The sequence below is a fragment of the Sphingobacterium sp. SGG-5 genome, assembly GCF_011043525.1.
GTDB lineage: Bacteria > Bacteroidota > Bacteroidia > Sphingobacteriales > Sphingobacteriaceae > Sphingobacterium.
On sequence record NZ_JAAKGO010000003.1, the window covers coordinates 227,706 to 252,306 of the forward strand.

General features: G+C 44.2%; 22 protein-coding genes. 10 read left to right on the forward strand and 12 right to left on the reverse strand.

The window, feature by feature from the left end:
- Positions 1 to 22: 22 nt before the first annotated feature.
- From G5B30_RS05410 to G5B30_RS05420, 3 genes are all read left to right on the forward strand, one after another.
- Entirely contained in the window at positions 23 to 733 is a 711-nt protein-coding gene (locus G5B30_RS05410; RefSeq protein ID WP_410528438.1) for a DUF4290 domain-containing protein, read from the forward strand.
- 30 nt (positions 734 to 763) lie between these two features.
- A complete protein-coding gene (gene murA / locus G5B30_RS05415; protein ID WP_165318949.1) occupies positions 764 to 2,089 on the forward strand; it encodes a UDP-N-acetylglucosamine 1-carboxyvinyltransferase in 1,326 nt (441 codons plus the stop codon).
- A 113-nt stretch (positions 2,090 to 2,202) separates the two neighbouring features.
- Positions 2,203 to 2,835, forward strand: a complete 633-nt coding sequence (locus tag G5B30_RS05420; RefSeq protein WP_165318950.1) for a YceI family protein — start codon at positions 2,203 to 2,205, stop codon at positions 2,833 to 2,835.
- Between the two features lie 87 nt (positions 2,836 to 2,922).
- On the opposite strand, the gene G5B30_RS05425 is transcribed toward G5B30_RS05420, so the two are convergent.
- The gene (locus G5B30_RS05425; RefSeq protein ID WP_165318951.1) at positions 2,923 to 3,810 is read right to left on the reverse strand and encodes a DUF3078 domain-containing protein; all 888 of its coding nucleotides are present in this window, start codon (positions 3,808 to 3,810) and stop codon (positions 2,923 to 2,925) included.
- Positions 3,811 to 3,849: 39 nt separating this feature from the next.
- Here G5B30_RS05425 and rlmH point away from each other — a divergent pair, with 39 nt between their 5' ends.
- The gene (gene rlmH / locus G5B30_RS05430) at positions 3,850 to 4,323 is read left to right on the forward strand and encodes a 23S rRNA (pseudouridine(1915)-N(3))-methyltransferase RlmH (protein WP_165318952.1); all 474 of its coding nucleotides are present in this window, start codon (positions 3,850 to 3,852) and stop codon (positions 4,321 to 4,323) included.
- 76 nt (positions 4,324 to 4,399) lie between these two features.
- Positions 4,400 to 4,531, forward strand: a complete 132-nt coding sequence (locus tag G5B30_RS17450) for a hypothetical protein (RefSeq protein ID WP_262886585.1) — start codon at positions 4,400 to 4,402, stop codon at positions 4,529 to 4,531.
- Positions 4,532 to 4,679: 148 nt separating this feature from the next.
- Here G5B30_RS17450 and G5B30_RS05435 read toward each other — a convergent pair whose 3' ends face one another.
- Positions 4,680 to 5,132 (reverse strand): NUDIX domain-containing protein, encoded by a 453-nt coding sequence (locus tag G5B30_RS05435; protein ID WP_165318953.1) that lies wholly within the window; start codon positions 5,130 to 5,132, stop codon positions 4,680 to 4,682.
- A gap of 122 nt (positions 5,133 to 5,254) precedes the next feature.
- Here G5B30_RS05435 and G5B30_RS05440 point away from each other — a divergent pair, with 122 nt between their 5' ends.
- Positions 5,255 to 7,669 carry a thiamine pyrophosphate-dependent enzyme gene (locus G5B30_RS05440; protein ID WP_165318954.1) on the forward strand — a complete coding sequence of 805 codons (2,415 nt, stop codon included), beginning with the start codon at positions 5,255 to 5,257 and terminating at the stop codon, positions 7,667 to 7,669.
- Between the two features lie 28 nt (positions 7,670 to 7,697).
- On the opposite strand, the gene aroC is transcribed toward G5B30_RS05440, so the two are convergent.
- The 4 genes from aroC to G5B30_RS05460 form a co-directional block, all read right to left on the reverse strand.
- Positions 7,698 to 8,783, reverse strand: coding sequence for a chorismate synthase (gene aroC, locus G5B30_RS05445; protein WP_165318955.1), 1,086 nt, complete (start codon positions 8,781 to 8,783; stop codon positions 7,698 to 7,700).
- 89 nt (positions 8,784 to 8,872) lie between these two features.
- The gene (gene aroA / locus G5B30_RS05450) at positions 8,873 to 10,120 is read right to left on the reverse strand and encodes a 3-phosphoshikimate 1-carboxyvinyltransferase (RefSeq protein ID WP_165318956.1); all 1,248 of its coding nucleotides are present in this window, start codon (positions 10,118 to 10,120) and stop codon (positions 8,873 to 8,875) included.
- A gap of 4 nt (positions 10,121 to 10,124) precedes the next feature.
- Positions 10,125 to 11,231, reverse strand: a complete 1,107-nt coding sequence (locus G5B30_RS05455; protein WP_165318957.1) for a chorismate mutase — start codon at positions 11,229 to 11,231, stop codon at positions 10,125 to 10,127.
- A gap of 74 nt (positions 11,232 to 11,305) precedes the next feature.
- Positions 11,306 to 12,130 (reverse strand): prephenate dehydratase, encoded by an 825-nt coding sequence (locus G5B30_RS05460; protein WP_165318958.1) that lies wholly within the window; start codon positions 12,128 to 12,130, stop codon positions 11,306 to 11,308.
- Between the two features lie 500 nt (positions 12,131 to 12,630).
- On the opposite strand from G5B30_RS05460, the gene G5B30_RS05465 reads away from it, so the two are divergent.
- Together G5B30_RS05465 and G5B30_RS05470 are read left to right on the forward strand one after the other, a co-directional pair.
- Positions 12,631 to 13,491 carry an EamA family transporter gene (locus tag G5B30_RS05465; RefSeq protein WP_165318959.1) on the forward strand — a complete coding sequence of 287 codons (861 nt, stop codon included), beginning with the start codon at positions 12,631 to 12,633 and terminating at the stop codon, positions 13,489 to 13,491.
- Positions 13,488 to 14,105 (forward strand): YigZ family protein, encoded by a 618-nt coding sequence (locus tag G5B30_RS05470; RefSeq protein WP_165318960.1) that lies wholly within the window; start codon positions 13,488 to 13,490, stop codon positions 14,103 to 14,105. The genes G5B30_RS05465 and G5B30_RS05470 overlap by 4 nt, the downstream gene beginning before the upstream one ends.
- Before the next feature lie 11 nt (positions 14,106 to 14,116).
- Here G5B30_RS05470 and rodA read toward each other — a convergent pair whose 3' ends face one another.
- From rodA to G5B30_RS05495, 5 genes are all read right to left on the reverse strand, one after another.
- Complete coding sequence (gene rodA / locus G5B30_RS05475; protein ID WP_165318961.1) at positions 14,117 to 15,391, reverse strand: rod shape-determining protein RodA; 1,275 nt, start codon at positions 15,389 to 15,391, stop codon at positions 14,117 to 14,119.
- Entirely contained in the window at positions 15,384 to 17,345 is a 1,962-nt protein-coding gene (gene mrdA / locus G5B30_RS05480; RefSeq protein ID WP_165318962.1) for a penicillin-binding protein 2, read from the reverse strand. Before mrdA ends, rodA begins: the two co-directional genes overlap by 8 nt.
- A gap of 8 nt (positions 17,346 to 17,353) precedes the next feature.
- Positions 17,354 to 17,878, reverse strand: coding sequence for a rod shape-determining protein MreD (locus tag G5B30_RS05485; RefSeq protein WP_165318963.1), 525 nt, complete (start codon positions 17,876 to 17,878; stop codon positions 17,354 to 17,356).
- The gene (mreC, locus tag G5B30_RS05490; RefSeq protein ID WP_165318964.1) at positions 17,871 to 18,710 is read right to left on the reverse strand and encodes a rod shape-determining protein MreC; all 840 of its coding nucleotides are present in this window, start codon (positions 18,708 to 18,710) and stop codon (positions 17,871 to 17,873) included. Before mreC ends, G5B30_RS05485 begins: the two co-directional genes overlap by 8 nt.
- A gap of 95 nt (positions 18,711 to 18,805) precedes the next feature.
- Entirely contained in the window at positions 18,806 to 19,828 is a 1,023-nt protein-coding gene (locus G5B30_RS05495) for a rod shape-determining protein (protein WP_165318965.1), read from the reverse strand.
- A gap of 171 nt (positions 19,829 to 19,999) precedes the next feature.
- Between G5B30_RS05495 and G5B30_RS05500 the strand changes: the two genes are divergently transcribed.
- Complete coding sequence (locus G5B30_RS05500; RefSeq protein ID WP_240903108.1) at positions 20,000 to 21,289, forward strand: Gfo/Idh/MocA family protein; 1,290 nt, start codon at positions 20,000 to 20,002, stop codon at positions 21,287 to 21,289.
- A 6-nt stretch (positions 21,290 to 21,295) separates the two neighbouring features.
- Positions 21,296 to 22,384 (forward strand): Gfo/Idh/MocA family protein, encoded by a 1,089-nt coding sequence (locus G5B30_RS05505; RefSeq protein ID WP_165318966.1) that lies wholly within the window; start codon positions 21,296 to 21,298, stop codon positions 22,382 to 22,384.
- Between the two features lie 7 nt (positions 22,385 to 22,391).
- Here the strand turns inward: G5B30_RS05505 and G5B30_RS05510 are convergent, their stop codons facing one another.
- Positions 22,392 to 24,572 carry a DUF4838 domain-containing protein gene (locus tag G5B30_RS05510; RefSeq protein WP_165318967.1) on the reverse strand — a complete coding sequence of 727 codons (2,181 nt, stop codon included), beginning with the start codon at positions 24,570 to 24,572 and terminating at the stop codon, positions 22,392 to 22,394.
- Positions 24,573 to 24,601: the final 29 nt, after the last annotated feature.

Here is a 24,601-nt window from a genome sequence, read left to right on the forward strand (position 1 = left end):
CGGTTTATAACGTCATAAACACATGCATATGAATTTTGACTATAATAGTACCCGACCTCAGCTTATTTTGGCGGAGTACGGAAGAAACGTGCAGAATATGGTGGACTATATTTGCACAGTGCCTTCAAAAGAGGAAAGAAACAGACTGGCACAGGTCGTTATCGATATGATGGGGGTCCTGAACCCACATTTACGGGATGTGTCGGATTTTAAACATAAGTTGTGGGATCACCTCTACATCATTTCGGATTTTAAGATTGATGTCGATTCGCCATTTCCGGTACCGACGAAAGAAGAAATCCGACATAAACCCGAACCGATTGCTTATCCGCAAAATCGTATTCGTTTTAAACACTATGGACATGTCGTCGAACGGATGATCCAAAAAGCACTTGGAATGGGTCAGGAAGAACATCGGACTAAAATGGCGATTGCTATTGCGAATTTTATGAAGATGGCGTATCTCACATGGAATAAGGATTCGGTCAATGATCTGCAGATTATCCACGACCTGTCCGATTTGTCGGGGGGAGTATTGCGGTTGCCGGAAGATACGGTGCTGACGAAACTGGATTTTAAGACACCTCCTCCGGGAAGCCGTGTGAAAAGTCAGAGTGTAGCCAGTAGCAATCATAAAAACGGAGGCAAAAAGCAGCATGGGGGACCTGGCAAGAAGAAACCGTCGTTTTCCAATGGCAAAAAAAGCTATCAACACAGTAATTATAAGAAATAGGGACGCAGCAGCTAATACGTATACATATATATGAACGCATTCGAGATTCAAGGCGGAAAACCGTTGAAAGGTGAAATTATTCCTCAGGGAGCAAAAAATGAGGCGTTGCAGATATTATCTGCGGTATTGCTTACCGATCAGAAAATGACGATCAGCAATGTTCCCGATATTAAGGATGTGAATAATCTGATCGATCTTTTACGTTCATTGGGTGTGAAGGTAAGTCGTATCAGTCCGGATACGTACGAGTTTGAAGCGGCTTCTATCCGTCTGGATTATTTTACCTCGGAGGAGTTTAAACAGAAGGGGAGTGGACTGCGCGGTTCGATCATGATTGTAGGTCCTTTATTGGCCCGCTTCGGGAAAGCAGCGATACCGAAACCAGGAGGGGATAAAATTGGCCGTCGTCGGTTGGATACGCATTTTCTGGGATTTGAAAAGCTGGGAGCGAAGTTTGTATATAATGCGGAAAAGCATTTTTTTGACATCGATGCACATGCTTTGAAAGGGGCTTACATCTTGTTGGATGAGGCTTCGGTGACGGGGACGGCTAATATCGTCATGGCTGCCGTCTTGGCAAAAGGTGTCACGACAATTTATAATGCGGCGTGTGAGCCCTATTTGCAACAGCTGTGTAAGATGCTGAACCGCATGGGCGCTAAAATATCGGGTATTGGCTCAAATTTGCTGACGATCGAAGGTGTGGATAAGCTAGGCGGTACGACGCATCGAATGTTGCCCGACATGATCGAAATAGGTTCCTTTATCGGCTTAGCTGCTATGACAGGTTCCGAAATTACAATCAAGGATGTATGCTATGCCGAACTGGGTATTATCCCTTCTGTATTTGCCCGTCTGGGTATCAAAATGGAATTAAGGGGGGATGATATTTTTATTCCAGCACAGGATTCGTACGAGATCGACACGTTTATCGATGGGTCTATTCTAACCGTATCGGATGCGCCATGGCCCGGATTTACACCCGATTTATTGAGCATTGTATTAGTAACGGCCATTCAAGCAAAGGGAAATGTACTTATTCATCAAAAGATGTTTGAAAGCCGTTTGTTTTTTGTCGATAAGTTGATCGATATGGGTGCACAGATTATTTTGTGCGATCCGCACAGAGCAACCGTTATTGGTCTGAACAAGCAGACCCAGCTACGTGGGATACAGATGTCCTCGCCCGATATACGGGCAGGAGTTTCCTTGCTTATCGCCGCATTATCAGCGCAGGGAAGATCGACCATCCTCAACATTGAGCAAATTGAACGTGGTTATCAGCACATTGAAGAACGTTTAAAAGCACTGGGAGCAGATATAAGAAGGGTGGATGCCCAACCTACAGGTCACTGATCGGGATTGTCGGGGAAATGTTAATAAATCAAAAATGTACTTTTTTCTTAAATAATTTTGCCTTATTTTGCAGATTAAAGTTTAAACATATATTTTAACGTAGAACATTAAACATGAAAAAACTTATTTTATTCTCTGCTGCGGCAATGATGATCTTAGCTTCTTGTGTGGGCAATCCCGAAGGAAAGAAAGCTGAAACAGCGGATTCGGTCGAAACTACGGATGCCGTAGTCGGTGCTGAATATACGGTAGACGCTGCACAATCTAAAGTGGAATGGACAGGAACGAAAGTTACCGGCCAACATGAAGGTACCGTAGCTATAAAAAGCGGTTCGATCCATGTAGACAATGGTGTAGTCACAGGCGGAAACTTTGTATTGGATATGAACAGCATCGGTTCGACAGATTTGCAAGGGGAATATAAAGATAAACTAGATGGACATTTGAAATCAGATGACTTTTTCGGTGTGGAAACCTATCCAGAAGCTGTATTTACCATTACAGGTGTAACACCAAGTGTGGACAATGCTGGTGTTATTCAGGTTTCGGGCAATCTGACGATTAAAGATATTTCGAAGAATATCACGTTTGATGCTACAGTTGATGAGCTTACAGACACGACGGTGAAAGCTACGGCAGATTTCAATATCGCTAGAGGTGACTGGGGTGTAAACTACGAAGGTAAGCAGGATGATCTGATTTCGAAGGAAATTAACTTTAATGTGAGCTTGGTAGCTACTAAATAAAGTTGTGCATAACGCACAATTCTACAAATAAAAAAAAGCTGTATCGCCTCGATACAGCTTTTTTTGTAGGAATAAAATAATACGGTTTTAAAACTTATAGGTTACGCCTGCACCCAGAATTTGCTTCACCTGAAGCTTTGGACTGCTGCTGACCTCTACACCGTTTTCAATCGTCGGTATTTTTGTGTTATCATCGTAGACGAGCTGTACACCTGCATTAACAGTAATGAACTCATTGACTTTCATAAATAGATTGGCGGTATAGTCGATGTCTACATTCTGTGGATTATCCAGGTAGTTGGAATATAACCGTAAAATATTTTCGAAAGACACATTTTCTACGATTGGTGTTTTATAGTAGGCATCCAATGAAGCACCGAATTCGGTTCTCGATTTTTTGCCGTCATCTAAACCGTACAGGGTTTCATCGATATCGGGATTGGTGACAAAGATGAATCGTGCAGCTGCAGGGGATAAGTTGATCTTGAAGTTGTCGGATTCTTTAAATGCAATACCGGGGCCCAGGCTAAGATAGGCCGGCGCAAATCCCGAAGATGTCAATGTTCCGTTACCATCGCCGTCGTACTTGTAGCCCGGGGTAAATTGGGTGTTGAAATTAAGAAAAAAGGTGTAAAGCCATTTCTTATCCATTTCATAGCCCAAAAGAGAGTTGTAAGCAAAACGATCATCGTTTTTACGCCAGTCTGTCTCTTTCTGAAAGGTTTGTCCATAGGCTGCCAATACTTTATTGTCCCAATTCCATTTGTCTTTTTTGTAATTGAAATCATAGTTGAAGATCAGATTGCCGGCAAATGAATTAACGCCACCTGCAGCCCAGTTTGTAAACGAACTTTGGTTGATCAGAAAGGTATTTTCTCCTGTTATTATCCAGTTTTTTGTGGTGTCCTCTTGAGCTGTTGTCGAAGCCACCGCCAGACACAGCGCAGAAAAAGTAATTAATAGTTGTTTTTTCATGTCGCAAAAATAATAAAGTTTTTTAGCTTTACCCGTGCGATGAAAATTAGTCTTATTTGTATAGGAAAAACAGACGATAAGTTTATTCAGGAAGGAATTGATAAGTACCTGAAGCGGCTTAAGCATTATATCGGTTTTCAGCTGGTCGTATTACCGGACATCAAAAACGTGAAGAACCTTTCTGAAAGTCAGCAGAAAGAGAAAGAGGGGGAGCAGTTTTTTAAATATTTAGGCCCGTCTGATCATGTCGTGTTATTGGACGAAAGAGGGAAGTCCTTGCGGTCAGTCGAATTTGCGGGGTATATCGAACAGAAAATGCTGACGAGCGTGCAACACATTGTTTTTTTGATAGGAGGTCCATATGGTTTTTCAGCAGATGTGATCAAGAGAGCCAACGATACGCTTTCGTTGTCCAAGATGACTTTTTCGCATCAGATGGTTCGCCTCTTTTTTGTGGAGCAGGTATACCGCGCATTTACTATCTTGAAGGGGGAACCTTATCATCATGAGTAATTAATCTGTCCTATTTTTATTAAATTTATGAAGAATTAGCATGAATTTTGCATCATTTAGATAAAAGGAGTACATCATGGATATGAATAAATATAAACGCGATTATAAATATAAAAGTGCAGAAGGGGAGGAAAGCGGAAAGAATTTAAAGTGGTTGATTATTATCACGGCCATCATTATTGGAATCATAGCGTATATTTTCAGGTAAAAAATTAAGGCGAATTCGGAGAGAAATCGCCTTAAAATCACACTAACTATTAATATAAAAAGACCTATGGAACTAGGTGCTTTTCGATCCTAAATTACATTTTTCTTTTGATATTCCAAATAATTTATGTAAAATTAGTAGCAGACAATTATTTCTCAAGTAATTTTTGAAAGGTCTGCCACGCGATCTGATCTGTTTTGAATGTCAGATCGTCAGGACGCAGCACCGAAGTTCCCACCAAACGAAAAGCTTCCTGCTTATCAACAAGTATATCCGCGTTAAAATCAAAAGGCTTGTCTTTGATATCCAATTGTACCGTGTTCAAGGCTTTAACCTGGTAGTAGATCGAGAGTATCTGACTGTTATTGAAGCTGGACTTTTCATAAAAATCAGTGGTATATACATGGGTTACGATGTCGATCTCCATGTTACATTCTTCTAAAAATTCGCGTTTGAGCGCATCTATCAACCCCTCACCGTATTCTAATCCACCCCCGGGGAATTTCGTGAAAGACACATTTTGGGTGCGTTCATCACTAATGAGGACACGATCGTATTCATCAACCAGAATACCATAAACTCTTACATTAAATAAATACATGGAATATATAATAAAGAGAGTAAAGCTACATAATTCCACTGTATAATTTAAAGAGATTAATGAATTTATACTTATATTGTAAAAAGTAATTTTTGTATTTTTGCTAAAATTGATTTCCGATAATGTTAGATACGAATTTGAATGTTTCTGCTGATTTGATACCGTCCCGACTAAGTTTTGAAGATTTCCGCCAGATAATTTTGGAGGATTATAAATTGGCGGTGCAAAGCAGAATCGTGAGTTTGATCGGCAGGAAGGAAGTCTTAACCGGTAAAGCAAAGTTCGGTATTTTCGGTGACGGGAAGGAGGTTGCACAGATTGCCTTATCCAAAGTGTTTAACAAAGGGGACTGGCGATCAGGGTACTACAGAGATCAAACGTTGGCCTTTGCAACGGGGATGAGTTCCGTTTACCACCTGTTTTCACAGCTGTATGCAAATCCCGATCTGGAAGCGGATATATCTTCGGGTGGACGCCAGATGGTGTCTCACTTTTCGACACAACAGGTAGATGAGCAAGGGAACTGGAAAAACCAGACGGAGCAGGTCAACTCCGTATCGGACATCTCGACGACGGGAGGGCAGATGTCACGGTCATTGGGTCTGGGACTGGCTTCTAAGTTATATCGTGAAAATTCAGATCTGTCTTATCTCAACTATTTTTCGAATAACGGTAATGAAGTCGTTTTTTGTACCGTAGGGAATGCGTCGACTTCAGAGGGTGTGTTTTGGGAAACGGTCAATGCGGCCGGTGTCAAACAAATCCCGTTGGTTATTTCCATTTGGGATGATGGGTATGGTATCTCCGTGCCGAATGAGATACAGACGACAAAAGCAGATATATCGGAGGCCTTAAAAGGATTTCAACGCGATGAGAATGGGGAAGGCTTCGAAATATTTAAGGTCCGAGGATGGGACTATCCCGGCCTATGTGAAGCCTATGAAAAGGCCACTAAAATAGCACGTGAGCAACATATTCCATGTATTGTACATGTAACGGAGTTGTCGCAGCCGCTGGGACACTCTTCTTCGGGGTCGCATGAGCGGTATAAGAGTACCGAACGACTGGCGTGGGAGAAGGAGTTCGATTGCAACATGCAGATGCGGAGTTGGTTATTGGATGCGGGTCTTGCTACAGAAGAACAGCTTGTAATCCTAGAGCAGGAAGCGAAAGATTTTGTGAAATCCGAACAACGCAGGGCTTGGTCGGATTATCGGAAAACCATTCAGGTCGATTTGGATGAGGCTATACAGATGCTGGAGCAATTTGATCAGGAAGATGTACAGCTTTCGCTACAAACACTGAAATCGATATCAGAACCTTCATTAAAGGAAATATATTCCACCGTGCGTTTGGTGTTACGTGAGCTACGCTTTGTTGATTCACCAGCAAAAGCACAACTTTTGGAATGGTACCGGACCCGTCAGGAGATCAATACCGGCCGGTATAATGATAGCTTGACTTCTCCGTTTGATGCATCAACCTTAGACCTATCCATTACGCCGGAGTACGGCGAAAATCCGAAGATTGTCGATGGGCGGGAGGTGCTGAATGCTTGTTTTGAAGCGAACTTCCGACAGAATGACCGCTTGTTGGCATTTGGTGAGGATGTGGGTAAGATCGGGGATGTCAATCAGGGGTTTGCCGGATTACAAGATAAATTTGGTGAACAACGTGTTTTCGACACTGGTATTCGGGAGTCGGCTATTATAGGAAAGGGCATGGGCTTGGCTATGCGCGGACTACGGCCTATCGCCGAAATACAATATTTGGATTATTTGATCTATGCACTGCCGGTGCTGAGTGATGATCTGGCTTCCTTGAGCTACCGGACCAAAGGACAACAACGTGCACCTTTGATTATCCGTACGCGAGGTCATCGGCTGGAGGGTATATGGCACTCTGGATCGCCGATGTCGGTCATCTTGGGGAGCCTGCGCGGATTGCACATCTGCGTACCCCGGAATATGACGCAAGCGGCAGGTATGTACAATACTCTGCTGAAAGTGAATGACCCGGCATTGGTCATCGAATGCTTGAATGGTTATCGGCTCAAGGAGAAGTTACCCGAGAATGTGGGCGAGTTTACTGTCCCTATAGGGGTTGCAGAATTAATCCGGGAGGGGCAGGATGTTACCGTCGTATCCTACGGCTCTACCTTACGGGTTGTGCAAGAAGCTGCCTTGGAATTGGAGCGAGTAGGCGTGTCGATCGAGGTGATTGATATTCAGTGCCTTTTGCCGTTCGATAAGGAGCATTTGTGCGCACATTCGTTACGGAAAACCAACCGGCTGCTTGTTGTGGACGAAGATTTGCCGGGTGGTGCATCTGCCTATATTCTACAAAAAATTCTGGAAGAGCAAAGTGGTTATTTCTCGCTGGATAGCCAGCCGAGGACGTTAAGTGCCAAAGCACATCGCCCGCCTTACGGATCAGATGGTGATTATTTCACCAAGCCTTCGGTGGATGATGTCGTAGAGATGGTGTATGAGATTATGAGCGATGGTAATCCACAGCGATATCCTGCTATATTCTAACGTCTACCGCTGGGGATAATATCATGTTTTATCGATAAGCTTGCTGTTTGAGCAGGTGATCTGCAATAACAAGAGCAGCCATAGCCTCGACGATAATCACGGCACGGGGTACTACACAGGGGTCGTGTCTTCCTTTACCTGAGATTGTTGTTTCTTCACCGGCCTGATTCAAGGTCTGCTGATCGCGCATAATGGTGGCCACAGGTTTGAACGCTACCCGAAAAGTAATGTCCATCCCGTTGGATATTCCACCTTGTATGCCCCCCGAATAGTTGGTCCGCGTGATGACTTTATCATCTTCATGTGTGAAGATGTCATTATGCGCGGTACCTCTTAATCTGGATCCTTCAAATCCCGAACCATATTCAAAACCGTGTACCGCATTGATGCTCATCATAGCCTTTGCCAGATCAGCATGTAATTTGTCAAACACCGGTTCGCCCAGTCCTACAGGCACATGACGAATGATAGTCGAGATACGTCCTCCGACGGTATCACCGTCTTTGCGTACGCCATCGATAAAAGCGATCATCTCCTGGGCTGTTGCCGGGTCGGCACAACGCACAATATTGCTTTCACGTGTTTCCAGTAGCGTATTTAAATTTGATGAATCCACATTCGGAGCTTCGATGTCTCCAACACCGGAGACATGTGCGAAAATTTCAATACCGTGTTTTTTCAAAAACAGCTTTGCAACAGCACCCGCAGCTACACGGGCCGCTGTCTCCCTGGCTGATGAACGTCCGCCACCCCGATAATCGCGGATGCCGTACTTCATTTGATAGGTATAATCGGCGTGCGATGGGCGGTATTTATCACTGATATGGGAATAGTCTTTGGAACGTTGGTCTTCGTTGGGAATGATGATAGCTATAGGCGTTCCGGTAGATTTTCCTTCAAAAACCCCCGATAGGATCTGAGCGGTATCACTTTCTTTACGCTGCGTTGTGATCTTCGATTGCCCCGGTCTCCGCTTATCCAGTTCGGACTGAATAAAAGCTTCATCGATTTCGATGTTGGAGGGACACCCATCCAGAATGACTCCTATGGCCTTGCCATGTGATTCGCCAAAGGTGCTGATCTTAAATATATCTCCAAATGTATTTCCTGCCATTTTCTTATTTTTAGTATTGCGATGTGCGTATTTCGTATTGCGATGTGCGCCTGCCTGCGGTAGGCAGGTATTGTGATTTATATGGCGAATTATTGAATTAAAAAACCTTGCTGCTGCAGGTGGTCCCAATAGGCCGGATACGATTTTTCGACGACCTGCGGTTCTTCGATATGAACACGGTCAAAGACTAATGCCAAAGGTGCGAAGGCCATGGCCATACGATGATCTTCATAGGTCGCTATGCTTATATGTTCAGGTTGAAACACTTGACTGCTGTCCAAATGATAAACAGCATTGTCTTCCGTCAAGACTGCTCCGAATTTGCCAATTTCATTTTGCAAAGCCGCAATACGGTCCGTTTCTTTGATCTTTAATGTTTCCAGTCCAGTAAAGGATACGTTTTTTCGTAAGGCTGCCGCAACGACGACAACGGTTTGGGCCAGGTCGGGACATTCTTTAAAGTCAAATAAGGTTTTATCTGATGATGCTTCCGTCTTCTTTAAATAGATGCCTTTTTCTTCAAATACCGTTTCCACACCGAAATGCTGCATGATATCTACAATGGCGATGTCGCCCTGAAGACTGTTTTTTTTCAAGCCCGGCAATCGGATTTCTCCGTTCTCCGACAAAGCAACCATAGCATACCAATACGAAGCTGCGCTCCAGTCCGGTTCGATATAAAGCGTTGCTTCTTTTGCCTTTTGCGGCTGTATCTGTATCTGCTGACCGACCCAGTTGTGTTGTATACCTGCTTCGGCGAGCATATGGAGTGTCATGGTGACGTACGGTCTGGATGTTAGCTCGCCATCGATTTCCAGCGTGAGTCCTTTCTTTAATGAAGCAGCGCTCAGTAGCAAAGACGAAATATATTGGCTGCTGATATTGCCTTTTATCCTGACCGTGTCTTTATGTTGAAACAGCTTGCCTTCAATATGTAAGGGTGGAAAACCGGATTTTTTCTGGTAATGTATATCTGCCCCGATTTCTTTCCAGGCATCGACCAATATACCAATCGGACGCTGCTGCATGCGCTCCGTGCCGGTCAGTATAAAGTCGCCCGGCAATAAGTTGAGGTACGACGTCATAAAACGCATCGCCGTACCCGCCGGACCGATATCAATGACAACCTGTCCTTTCCCGGCTTCGTTGGCTGCCGCGATGGCACGCGTCAATAATACCGTATCATCCGCTTCCGACAGATTGGCAATCTGCACTTTCCCCTCGCTTAAGGCTTGGATAATCAGTGCACGGTTGCTCTCGGATTTCGAACCCGTAAGCTGCACCGTGCCCTTGATCTCCTTTGCAGGATGTGTAAGCTTTATGCTCGTTTGGCTCATTATGTTATGCCTCCGTTGCTGTTTTTTCGTTCATGACCTCATTCTGCTTGCGGATAGACTCATTGTGCAATAGCTCTAAATATTTCACGGTGAAATCTTCGCCCAGGTTCAATGCTTTGGCCAGTTGGACTCTTTTTTGAACAATTTCATCCCAGCGTGAAACTTGAAGGATGGTGACGTTATTGTCGCGTTTATATTCACCGATTTTCTCGGCAATCTTCATGCGGTCACCGATTTGTTTGATGATCTGATCGTCCAATTTATCGATTTGCTTACGGAGCTCGGCCAGTTTATCTTCAAACGCCGGATTGTTTGATTCGGCATGGCGAATGGCCAGATTGTCCAATAATTCGGCTAATGCTGCCGGGGTAACTTGTTGCTTGGCATCGGTCCAGGCTACGGATGGATCAATATGGGATTCGATAATCAAACCTTGCATATCCATATCCATCGCTTTTTGTGTGATGTAAGGAATCAACTCCCGGTTACCACAGATATGGCTAGGGTCATTGATGATCGGTAAATCCGGAGCAATTGTTTTTAATTGGATCGCTAAATCCCACATCGGCTCATTACGGAAGGCTGTTTTCTCGAAAGAAGAGAAGCCCCGGTGAATGGCACCTATTTTCTTGATACCTGCACGGTTGATGCGTTCGAGCGCACCGATCCATAAAGATAGATCAGGGTTGACCGGGTTTTTCACCAAAACAGGAACATCTACACCTTGTAGAGCGTCTGCTATCTCTTGTACGGTAAAAGGATTTGCCGTAGAACGAGCGCCTACCCAAAGGATATCTACACCTGCTGCTAAAGCTTCTTCTACATGCTTTGCGGTAGCCACCTCGGTAGCGGTTAGCAATCCTGTTTCTTCTTTCGCTCTTTTTAACCACTGCAAACCGATGTTGCCGATACCTTCGAATTCACCCGGACGGGTGCGTGGTTTCCAAATACCCGCACGCAGTACGTGAACTTTCCCGGTATTCGCCAGCAAATGAGCCGTCGATACCACTTGCTCTTCGGTCTCTGCACTGCATGGACCCGCTATGATTAAGGGTTGGTCGCCTGTATCTATCCAAGAACTAAGCGGAAGGATTTCTAATGAATGTTTCATATCTTATACTATAAATTTGTAACTCTATAACTACGTAACTCCATAACTGTGTAACTACGTAACTCTGTGACCAATTAAACCTTTTCGTTCTTAATATATTCTCCCATGATGCTGAAGTTGACCGTATGTTTCAATACTTTACGGATAGCGGCATCATAGTCGGATTGCTTTTTCCATTCCACATCGACGTAAAAGTCGTATTCATTCCGACGGCCGACGACCGGCATAGACTGGATCTTGCTCAGGTTTACATTTTGCTCTGCAAAACATTGTAAGACCGTAGCGAGAGCACCCACCGCATTTCCGGTCTGAAAAGATAACGATGCCTTATTGGCATTCTTCTGTTCCACCACTTCGTTGGAAAGGATCAAGAACCGGGTTGCATTTTTCTTATGCGTTTCGATACGTTTCTCCAAAATCTGCAAACCATAGGTTTTGGCAGCATACTCACTGGCAATCGCTGCTGTCGTGGTGAGTTTTTCCTCCATAATCTTTTGGGCACAGCCCGCGGTATCCATTCCTTCCTTAACTTCCCAATCCGGGTGGTCGCTCAAGAACTCGTCACATTGACGGATGGCGATCGGGTGGGATTCCACGGTTTTAATGTCACTCAACTTGACTCCCGGCAGGGCGAGCAGATTCTGTTGGATAATCAGATGCACTTCCCCGATGATGTGAAACCGATAATCACGCAAAAGATTATAATTTGGTAAAATGCTTCCCGCAATAGAATTCTCTATGGCCATGACCACGTAATCGGCTTTGCCTTGCTTGAGCATCTCGCAGGTTTGTTTGAACGAACTGCACTCGATGGTTTCGATATCGTCCCCGAAAAATTTGAATGCTGCTTCTTCATGAAAAGAGGCTTTTACACCTTGTATTGCTATTTTAGTACTCATTTGTCTCGTTTTTAGCCATAAAAAAAGTCCCAGATTTTCATCCGGGACTTTTTGTTTATGTATGTATACAAAACCTATCAATCCCGGCTCTTATTCTTAAAATAAAAGAAACCGAAGTAAAAATATGTCGTGTATTTTTTCATGTCTCGAATATTACAGTCCAAAAGTAAGTCTAATATTTTATATCTGCAAGAATATTTTAAAAAATATTGCTTTTTATCATGTTTTTTTTGGCTTAAAATTACTGGATAAAACAAGTGTTTTTGCGTAAAAAAAATCCTGTTTTTTTAAGTGTTTAAGTTGTAAAATTCGTTTTAATCGGCTTAAATGCATTTTTATATAAAAAAATACTCATATTTTGTTTCGTTTTAATGTGTGTTTTTATGTGGTTTTTTTACGTAAAAATATGCTTGAAATACATCTATATTTATTGCTATTTCTTTATTTATTTTGGTGGATAAATGGAAATGCGCGAAACATTTCGTAGAATTGGGGCTATAATGTGGTATGTATTATTCAGTGTTATCTGCAGTGTGACCGTTTCGGTTATCCTTAAGATGGGTAAGCGAAAGGGATTCAAACATTTGCATCTTATTGTATGGAATTATCCGGTAGCTGCTGCGGCAACTTTCTTTCTGCTGTCTCCGGAATTTCCGGATATACCCGTTCGCGATCTACCATGGGGACTTTATAGTGCACTCGCCGTACTTTTGCCGGTTATATTTATATGTATTGCGTATGCGATTGAATTCAGCGGTATCGTAAAAACCGAAGTAGCACAGCGGCTTTCCTTATTTATTCCTTTAATGGCTGCTTTTTTTATTTTCCATGAAGATATTGGATCAGGCAAATTAATCGGTATAGCCGTGGGGCTGTTGGCCATTGTATGTTCGATCGGTTGGAATAAACAAAGGGATAACACATCATCTTCGGGAAAATGGCTGTTTCCGGCATTGGTATTCGTCGGTATGGGTATCATCGATATCCTGTTCAAGAAAGTGGCGCTTTATCAGGAGACTTCCTATGCGTTTTCGATGTTTGTGATTTTCATTTTAGCGATGTTTGTGGCTACAGGAATGCTGCTGTACAAGGTATGGAGGTACAAAGAAGTGATCAAGAAGGGTACGATGGTATGGGGCATAGCGTTGGGACTATTTAATTTTGGTAATATTCTGTTCTATATGAAGGCACATCGGGCTTTACCCGAAAGCCCTTCTGTTGTATTTACAGGAATGAATATCGGTGTTATAGTTGTAGGAGCGTTGGTCGGGCTGGCTTTCTTTAAGGAGAATCTGACATTGTTGAATAAGGTTGGTTTAGCTTTAGCCCTTGTTGCTGTCTTAATTATCGCCTATCTATGAGTTTATTTGAGGATACGTACTTAACGGTAGAGAAGCCTTCGGAAGGAGTGTTTCGGGATAAGGGAAGTAAATTTATTGCCTATGCCTATCCTTTTAAAGGAGAGGCCGGGCTGAAGGACATTGTGGCAAATGTTAAATCCCAACATCCGAAAGCCAGGCATCATTGCTGGGCATACAGACTGACCACGGATCGCTCGGTGTTTCGGATCAACGACGATGGCGAACCTTCGGGTACGGCAGGCAGGCCTATACTGAACGTCTTGTTATCGAAAGATGTAACGAATATACTTGTCGTAGTGGTTCGTTATTTTGGAGGCACCCTGCTCGGCGTGCCGGGATTGATCCATGCCTACAAGACGGCGACACAAGAGGCATTGGACAGTGCAGCGATTGTAGAAAAAACAGTGAACGATATCTATCGTGTAGATTTTGATTATGTGCAGATGAATGATGTGATGCGTTTGGTGAAGGAGGAAAATTTGTCTATCGTCAAGCAACAATTTGATAATACCTGTGTTATTGAATTCGCTGTGCGGCAACAGTATGTAGAAGCAATACTGAAGAAAATGAGACAGATAGAGAATGCCGATATCCGATATTTATATACGTTGTGACGGTATAGCCATCAGTTGGAAAGTCCCTTTCTTGCAGAGTCGAAGCGAAGCAACAAAAACAATAAGATCGTAAAACTCCATAAGGAGGATCCGCCATAACTGATAAAAGGTAGCGGGATTCCGATAACGGGGACTATGCCAATAGTCATTCCAATGTTGATGAAGAAATGAAAGAATAGGATAGAGGCCACCCCATAGGCATATATGCGGGCAAAGACGGTCCGCTGTCGCTCGGCAATATGGACAATGCGCATCAGTAGTACGAGGTACAGTAGGATGAGGACCACAGAGCCCATAAACCCCCATTCTTCGCCGATCGTACAAAAGATGAAATCCGTACTTTGTTCTGGAACAAAATTATACTTGGTTTGGGTGCCCTGTAAGTAACCTTTTCCGAATAACTTTCCAGATCCTATGGCAATTTTAGACTGATTTAAGTTGTAACCCTGTCCTCGGGGGTCATCCATTTTCCCTAATATAATGTCAATACGGTTACGCTGATGAGGTTGCAGGATATTTTCATAAGCAAAATCCACACATAAAATATAAACTGCCGAAGCAAGGTAAAGGAAAATGATTCGGAGAATGTATTTCCGCTTTCGACGCATGAAATAGGCTGCTGCAGCGCAGAGCAACGTTATCCCCGCCACGAGTAGCCATTGGTTGGGAATAAGCAAAGCGAGAACGAAAAGCAAAATAGCCAGTGCAATGAATATTAAAACCGAGTTGCTTACGTAACCTTCCCGGTAAAAAACAAATATCAGTGAAAAGAAGGCCAGTGCTGAGCCTGTATCCGGCTGTAACATGACAAGAAATACCGGCAAAAGAATAATACAACATCCTACCATTAAGGTATTGAGATTCGGTGTTTTATTGGTTTGGGTGTTGAGGTAATAAGCTAACAGTAAACAAGTTGCCAGCTTACCGAATTCGGAGGGCTGCAGCCGGAAGCTACCGAGGGGTATCCATGCCTGGTTACCTCCCACATTGCGTCCGATAACCAAGACAGCTACCAATAAGAGAATAACAAGTATATAGAAGAATGGGGTAGTGGAGATAAAAAAGCGTTGATCGATGATCAGTATGGCGAATCCGATGATGATGGCCGTAAATATGTAGAGCGACTGTTTTCCATAGTTTGTCTCCAGGCTGAACAATCCTGGATGTGCCGGGTCATAGACAGCTGCCCGAATATTAAACCAGCCTATCACACACAATATAAACCAGAGACAGACAGTCATCCAATCCAGATTACCTAAAAAGTTGCTGTGTCTCATTCTAGTCATATTGGCGTCTTATTTGGCTATGATGTACAAGTAGATTAGGCGTATGATCTGGGGATAAAGTATGTTTGTGATCGCTACGTGTGGATGCTGTAGTGCTTACCTTTGTTTCCTGCGATGGTGGTTTTGACAACGTTTTCGGTAATAGGTCAGCATTATAAATACGGTCCTGAATGTACTTCGGAAGTGAAATCGTGTCGTTGATGTATTTCTCAACGAGCATACTGGCTATAGGTGCAGCCCACACCCCGCCGTAGCCGGCATTTTCAACAAATACAGCAATGGCTATCTTGGGATTGACACGGGGGGCAAAAGCAAAGAATACGGCGTGATTTTCCCCATGTGGGTTTTGCACCGTACCGGTCTTTCCGCACATTTCGATGTCTTTTATTTTTGACCCTGCTGCCGTCCCGCTTGATACGGCTCTGCTCATCCCTTCGATGACGGGCTCATAGTGCTTTTCATCTACACCGGCCCAGATTTTTTCGGTAAATTCTTCTTTTACGATCTGCTTTTCTCCGATACCCTTGATGAGGTGAGGACGGTAATAAAAACCTCTGTTGGCCACTATAGCCATGAGATTGGCCATTTGTAATGGTGTTATTCCCAATTGTCCCTGCCCGATGGAAAGTGAGATCGTAAAGCTGGAGCCCCACTTCTCGTTACCGTAATTTTTGGTGTGATAGCTTGCGCTGGGCAGGAAACCTCCTTTTTCACCGGGTAGATCTATGCCGAGGGGAGCACCCAGACCAAATTTTGTCAACCCTTCCCGCCACAGATCATAAGCCTTAGGGCCCGACATTCCTCTCGAATCGATCATTTTTGCATAGACGTGACCGTAGTACGTATTGCACGACCGTTGGATGGATTTCACTAAATCGGTAGGGCCATCCACATGTGTACAGCGCATGATCGCTCTTCCACCGCCATAACGATAACCACCCGGGCAATTGAATATGGTATGCGGCGTGATCACACCTGCTTGTTGCGCTATCAATGCCGATACGACTTTGAAGACCGATCCGGGTGGATAAGAAGCCTGGATGGGGCGGATGAATAAGGGTTTAGTCGGGTCATGTAGGAGTTCCATGTAATTGTTGCCACGTTCTTTTCCGACCATAAGGTTGGGGTCGTATGCCGGACTGCTTACAAACGTCAGGATTTCACCCGTAGAAGGTTCTATAGCGACGACAGACCCCATTTTGTTCTTCATCAACCTCTCGGCGAGGAGCTGCAGATCTTTATCCAGTGAGGATACCAGTCCTTCACCCGACACGGCCAGTGTATCATACTTACCGTCCATGAAGACACCCTTAGGGCGATTGAGCGCGTCTACCATTAGGTTTTTAACACCTCGATGTCCACGTAATAATTCTTCGTAAGAACGTTCTACACCACTAGCACCAATATAATCGCCCGGACGGTAAAAACCGTTGGAACGCTCAATATCCCTATCATTAACTTCCTGAATATAGCCCAGAAAGTGAGCCGCCAGGCTATCGGGATAGCTGCGAACAGTCCGGTTCTGTACATAGAAACCCTTAAATTTATATTGATGTTCCTGAAATCGAGCATACGTTTCAGTAGAAACCATTTTTTCAAAAGGGGAACTCCTGTAGGGAGAATGCGCACGTGCTTTGTCCATTCTTTCCTGAAAATCGTTCCTATCCATATCTAACAGCTGACATAAAAGGGCAGTATCCAAATCCTTAACCTCCCGGGGGGTGACGAGGATATCATATACCGGTTCATTCTGAACCAAGATCTTCCCATTACGGTCGAGTATAATGCCTCGGGCCGGATATACAGCGATCTTGCGTACCACATTGTTATTGGCCGATAAAAGGTAGGAATCATCGATGATCTGTAGGTAAAATAGCCGCGCAACAATGACGATTGCTATCGTGATAAAAATACCCAGAATAACATATTTTCGTTCAAAAAAGCTATTACCCATCCCCTTCGTTAATTTGCCAAACGCGATTTGCGCCGATATGTAATTACACTGATGATAAAAATTAAGATAATGGTGAAGATACTACTCAAAATTGCACCGAACAAGGTGTATGCAAAATTTCTGAAAGAGAAAACTTCGACCAGAAACAAAACAGTGTGGTGGATTAAAGTGCTGAACACCACATATGTTCCAAACCATTTAAAACCCATGTTACCCCAGGATGGGGTAGAGGATGACTCTTGTGCGTCTATATCTAGTGTGATGCGATGAAAAAATATACGGAACCAGGCCAGCATGACACATGCGGCGGCATGTACACCTATGCTGTCGTAAAAGGCATCGACGGTAAGACCGGTGATAAGGGCGATTACGAATAAGGAAAAATTAGAAATCCCAATAGGTAAAAGCAGAATAAATAAGATATAGGGCAGCGGGATGGCTAAATTATAATAACCCATATTTTTGAATAATCCTACTTGTATTAAAATGAGGATTAGAAAGCGTAAGAGGTTAGAAATAAAATTATTATTCATTTTCTTTATGCGATGCTTCTAGTGAAACCTTCTCTTCAGCCAATTTATCTTTTACAACATATACATGGTGCAGTTTTGCAAAATCAGTTGTCAACAATACCCGTATATCTTTAAAGCTTTCGCCCGACGTTACCTCAGGTTCGACGACATGCCCTACTTTAATTCCCTTTGGAAACAGCGTAGAATAGCCAGAAGTAAATATAGGTTGCCCAATACGAATTTTAACATGATTGGGGATGTCTCTAACCATCGCAAACCGCGAATCGGTATTGCTGCCCCATACCAGCGAACCAAAGGCGTCGCTCACACTATCTAAGCTTACCGAAATCCGGATATCCGGATGTAACAGCGAGCGGACCGTACTGAAATTCTCCGACACCTGTTGTACGATACCCACCACACCATTGGATGTAATGACACCCATATTCGGATGTATACCTTCCCGGCTTCCCTTGTCCAGTGTTATATAATTGCTGCGTTGGTGTATGCTGTTGTTCACGACCGTGGCCACGGTGAATGTGTACCGGTCCTGTTCGATGCTATCCACCAAATGCACATGGACAGTGGTGTCAATTGCCCTGAAGTTTTGTAATTGCTTCCTTAAATGTGCGTTTTCCTCCAATAGTGCTTTATTGTCGTCTGCCAGAGCCAGGTAGGCTTTCCAGGAGTTGATCTTTTCAAAATAGGAACCTACAACTACATTCGATGAATTGATGAAGGAAGCGCGTTGAAAATTGTTGTTGCGGATAACTAAGACAATAGAAAACATGAAAAACAGGATAAACAAAAAAAATGCGTTATATCTGACCAGAAAAAGCCAAAGGTTTCTCATATTAAAACAATATGTCGTTTATTCGATAAAATATACAGTAGAGTAAGCCATACTTTGCTCTACTGTATACGTGAATTTTTGTCGGGGTGCCAGCGCTATTGCATCAGGAACTTAAACCTACCAATGTTTTTCAATGCAATACCTGTCCCGCGGACCACTGCACGTAGCGGATCCTCAGCAACGTGTACAGGGAGTTTCGTTTTTGCCTGAATACGTTTATCTAACCCCCGAAGTAAAGCTCCACCTCCCGTAAGGTAAATACCTGTCTGATAGATGTCGGCCGATAGTTCGGGTGGTGTTATCTCCAAGGCTTTCAATATCGCTTCTTCAATCTTGGAAATAGATTTATCGAGACAATGCGCGATCTCCGTATAAGAGACCGTAATCTGTTTCGGAATACCTGTCATCAGGTCTCTTCCCTGTACAGCGAAGTCCTCTGGTGGATCCTGTAATTCAGGCAATGCTGCACCGACTTCTATTTTAATTTTTTCGGCCGTACGGTCACCGATCATAATGTTGTGCTGGCGACGGATATACTGCACGATATCGGAATCAAAATTGTCACCCGCCACGCGGATAGACTGATCACACACAATACCTGACAGGGCGATGACGGCGATTTCTGTTGTACCTCCACCGATATCGATAATCATATTTCCCACAGGCTCTTCCACATCTATCCCGATTCCCACGGCAGCCGCCATCGGCTCGTGGATCAGATAGACCTCTTTTGCGCCTGCTCTTTCGGCCGAGTCACGGACGGCGCGTTTTTCTACTTCTGTAATGCCCGAAGGAATACATACGACCATTCTTAACGACGGGAAAAACCACGATTTCCCACCGTTTACTAACTTGACCATTCCCCGGATGAGGTGTTCTGCAGCGGTAAAATCTGCAATAACGCCGTCCCGTAGGGGGCGGACGGTCTTTATGTTGTCATGCGTCTTACCTTCCATTTGCATGGCCTGCCGGCCAATGGCAATGACTTTATTTGTTGTACGGTCGAACGCGACGATGGACGGTTCGTCGACAACAACTTTATCGTTATGAATTATTAATGTATTTGCAGTACCTAAGTCTATTGCAATTTCTTTCGTAAACCAATTAAATAACCCCATTTGGTGTGTCCTTGTCTTAGATGTGTATTTTATTGCAAACCTAATGAAAAAAAATCGTTTATGGTAAGGTATAAACACAAAAAAACAAGGGCATACAACAGCAGTAGGATATAGGTAAAGCGTGTGAAAATATAGTTAAATCTATGTCGTTGTATTGAAAAATACAGAAGAATGTTGCATTTTTATCGCATGGATTATTCGAGAAGATCTTTTATCAGATCTAGTAGCATGTTGTTGGGTGGTCTTCCTTTAATTTCTATGCAGGTGGGAGCCATAAACGATAAAACGATCCGAGTAGGATTGGTAGGATGCGGTGGAAGGGGTAACGGTGCAGCTATGCAGGCTCTCGCAGCCGATCCGCAGGTGAAGATTATCGCATTGGGAGACATCTTTCCCGATCAACTCATGCGGAGTTTAACGCTGTTGCAACGAAAAGATACAGCCCGGGTAGATGTTCCCGAAAAACGTCAATTCATCGGTTTTGATGCCTACCGAAAAGTTATCGATTCGGGAGTAGACGTCGTCTTGCTTTGTAGTCCGCCAAACTTCCGGCCCGAGCATCTGGACTACGCGGTGCGGGCAGGAAAACATATTTTTTGTGAGAAACCTGTAGCCGTGGACATCCCCGGATTAAAAAGAGTGATGGCGAGTATAGCGCTGTCCAAAACAAAGGCGATCAATTTGGTGTCCGGTTTTTGCTTTCGCTATTCGCAGCCCAATCGTGAAATTGTATCCCGTATACATCAAGGGACGATTGGTGCTGTCAAATCGATCACCACTTTTCGTTATGGCGGAGAGCTGACCTATAAGGAGCGGGATGATAGCTGGTCCGAGATGGTTTACCAACTGAAGAACTGGTATTACTTCCGACGGTATGCTTCGGATATGATCGTCGAGCAGTCGATACATTCTGTGGATTATATGAATTGGATCATGGGTAATAAACTGCCCCTTTCCATAAGTGCTACCGGCGGCCGACAATCCAGACCTTGGGATGGGGTAGGGAACACCTTCGATCATTTTGCTGTAGAATTTGACTATGGTGAAGGTTTGAAAGGGACACACTTTTGCCGGCAGCAGAATGGCACCGAGCCTCGGAATTCGGTCGAAGTCATGGGAACAGACGGTTATGCGGAGGTCAATATTATGAGGAACTACGATATCAAAGGAGCAACACCCTATAGCTATCGCGACCCCATAAACAATATGTACCAGACACAGCACGATGAGCTGTTTGCGGCTATCCGCGATCGACGTCAGGTAAACGACGGTGATTTTATGATCAATTCTACTTTATTGGCGCTATGGGCGAAGCTGTCGGCGTATTCCGGCAGGAGGCTGACCTTAGAGCAGGTTATGAATTCCACAGAGGAGCTCGGCCCGCTGTCGGATAGCTATCATTGGGATATGGCGCCCGACACATTGCCGATTGCAAAGCCGGGGTTGACATCTTTCATCTAATAAATAATGAAGATTAATAGGACTAAAATTAAAATTTTAGTGGTAGGCTGCGGCAATATGGGTGCCTCACATGCGTACGCTTATCACCATATGGATGATTTTGAAATCGTAGGATTGGTGTCACGGGGCGTGAGTAAACAGACGCTTCAGGAGGAATTGGGGTCAGATTACCCCCTCTTTAACAACTACGAAGACGCTTTAAGAGAAAGCCGGCCCGATGCGGTGTGTATTTCTACTTATCCGGATACACATGAGGAATATGCGATCATGGCGATGGAGCATGGTGCACATGTATTTGTCGAAAAACCTTTAGCGGATACTATCACCGGTGCCCGCCGTGTTGTGGAGACAGCAGTGAGGACCCATAAAAAGCTGGTCGTCGGCTACATCCTTCGGTATCATCCGTCCTGGGTCCAATTTATTGGAGAAGGCAGGAAGCTGGGTCACCCCTTAGTCTTCCGAATGAATCTGAATCAGCAAAGTCAAGGATATATGTGGGATGTACACCGGAGCCTGATGAAGAGCTGTAGCCCGATAGTCGATTGTGGTGTGCATTACATCGATGTGATGTGCCAGATGACGGATGCCAGGCCGATAAGTGTTTCAGCGATAGGTGCCCGGCTTACCGATGACATTCCGCTGGATAATTATAATTACGGTCAATTACAAATACGGTTTGACGACGGGAGTGTGGGGTGGTACGAGGCCGGATGGGGACCGATGGTTAGCGAAACTGCCTTTTTTATTAAGGATGTGTTTGGTCCCCGGGGGGCCGTTTCGATCGTCGCGAAAGAAGCATCGCGGTCGGGGCAATCCGACTCGGTAGAAGCACATACCCGCACGGAAGCCATCCGTATACATCATGCCGATATCGATGCCGACAACAGGTTCACAAGGCCCGATGAATGGATTGATCTGGAAGATGAGCCCGATCACCATGAATTGTGCAAAAGAGAGCAACTCTTTTTCTTAGCCGCTATACAGCAGGATATGGATTTAACCAAGTCCATGCAAGATGCGTTAAATAGTCTGGAGATTGCTTTGGCTTGTGATAAGGCTGTTAAAACTGGACAGGTGATACATTTGGAAGAATGATAAAACATTATTCCAGCCATATTTCATCACAGGCAATCATGACCTTTTTTGTGGGGTGAAATCTCCACGATGGTAATGTTGTCAAAGGAAGGGCATATATGCGTACAGCCTGAATATTTTCTTCAGTTACTACTTTGTACGGTATGTTCGTACACGTAAAATCTTCGGTAAAATCTTCAATTTCCCTGCGCATCCGTTCCTCAAAATGTATACCGTCTTTTGATACAAGGATGCGCACTTCTTTTGGAGGAAAAATCCAATGCCGGGCGTCCTGTAAAAAATTGACTTCTATTGAATCTATCCGTGTAGGCTTCGTTAAGGTTATCGTCACATCCATAGGTGTGCCGTACCACATTAGCCAATTATAACTGAAGTCGAGGTATCCCGGAACATGATCGGTCAACGTGTGTGCGCCATTTGCAGGAAATGAAGGATCAAAAGGGTGTTTAATTGAGACCTCAGCCTCGGCAGCTTTATTGATCCGCATCCCTGTTTTAAAGATACCGCGCCATTCTGCCGCATACGCGTTAGGGGATAAGCCTCCTTCCGATAATTCAACAACGCCTAAGTTGTTTGAGTCCTTTACGAAAACATCAACTTTACGTTTAACTTGCGGCCGTACTACCCACGCATCATCCTGCCGTGTGAAGATTCCGTGTTGACGTGGGCCATAAAATCGGGATTGCAGTAAAAATGTATAATCCAGCCCCCGGCTTACGCTACGGACACGTCGTGCATAAAGCGAATTTCCCTCCACGGCGGCTTCCGCTTTTTCCAATACTGTACTATAGCGATCCATCATTTCGGGGCTTAAGAAGTCCTTCCGGTTATCGATAGGGTTGCCATAGATACTGAGTGCAGACAAACGTTGGGGCAATGCTTGTCTGCGCATGCGCAGATAATCTCTTATGAAAGGGGCGGCCTTTCCGTAATACCCTTGTACGAATTCATCTGTTAGGGCTTCCTCAGATTGTTTTGTATGCCACACCAAATGTGCTAAAACAAAGGCATTTAACTCCGCCATATCACTATAAGTGCTACCGCTTCCTTGTATAAATACGCCGTCCACCCCCGCTGACTTCATATAATCCAAGGTTTTCTGAAAAGTTCCCTGAACGGGAAATGGGGCTAAATAATGTGTAAACTGTGTGACGTAATCCCAGACGAAAACGTGCTTACTTTTCTTTTTCCATTCGGCAAGACGTCTCCTGAATGTTTTTGCGGAGGGCTCACTTCCGATGTCATTTCCCCGAAACGCATCGATGGTGCTCAACATGACATACACATTATCTGCTGTATGCAGTGTTTTTGGTGCGTCAGCAGTCTGTAAATACGCCAATGTCGTGAATTTTTTGTCGGGGAAGGCCACTGCTACCCGGTTGACAAAGTGAATTAAAGAACCTTGCGGTCCGTCTTCCTGATCGTCCAGGTGACTGCACAGTTCGCAAGTACAATGTCCGATATCGTCATTTGGGCTAATGGACCAATAGGTAGCCGAAGGATTTTCACGGATTTTTTCTGCAAAGTAGGCTACAGTATGTTCGAAGACCTCCTCATTCGATAGACAGAGCTGTGTAGGCTGTCGTTTTCCGTTGTATAGCGCATAGTATTCCGGGTGTTTCTTAAAATAGGTCGCAGCCGGCAGAATCTTATTAAAAGTATGTCCCCATTCTCCCCATAACTCTTCCAGGTGGTGCAATCCATACCAGTCTAGGTATTCTTGATCCAATTCTATCGGAAAATAAAGCTCCCGAAAGGCAAAATCAGGCTTTGCATCAAGATAGAAGTCGGTGTCAATCCACAGCGTTTTATAGGTGGGAATCCAAGTGTTTTCCTGTCCAATAAACCATTTCCGACCGCCGATTATCTCCCGTACGAAGCGGTACGCCGCATATACGATGCCTTTTCCATTTCCACGTATATACAGGTTGTTGTTTTTTACCGTTAGGGAGTAGCTATCTGGAGTACTGTGCGTTTCTGCGGTAACCTGTTCAAAAATAATTGCTTTATGGCTTTTGCGATCCGACTGTATCGTTAATGTAACACCGGTGCTTTGTGCGATGTATTGCTGTAGAATATTGGCAGCTTTGAATGCCATTGGCGTATGGCTCTCGACATATATTGTATAATCGGTTTTACCATTCCTTATTAAAGGAATCCTCTCGCTGGCCTGTGTTAGTGTAGTCATTAAGCATAAAATGATAACATACTTCAACA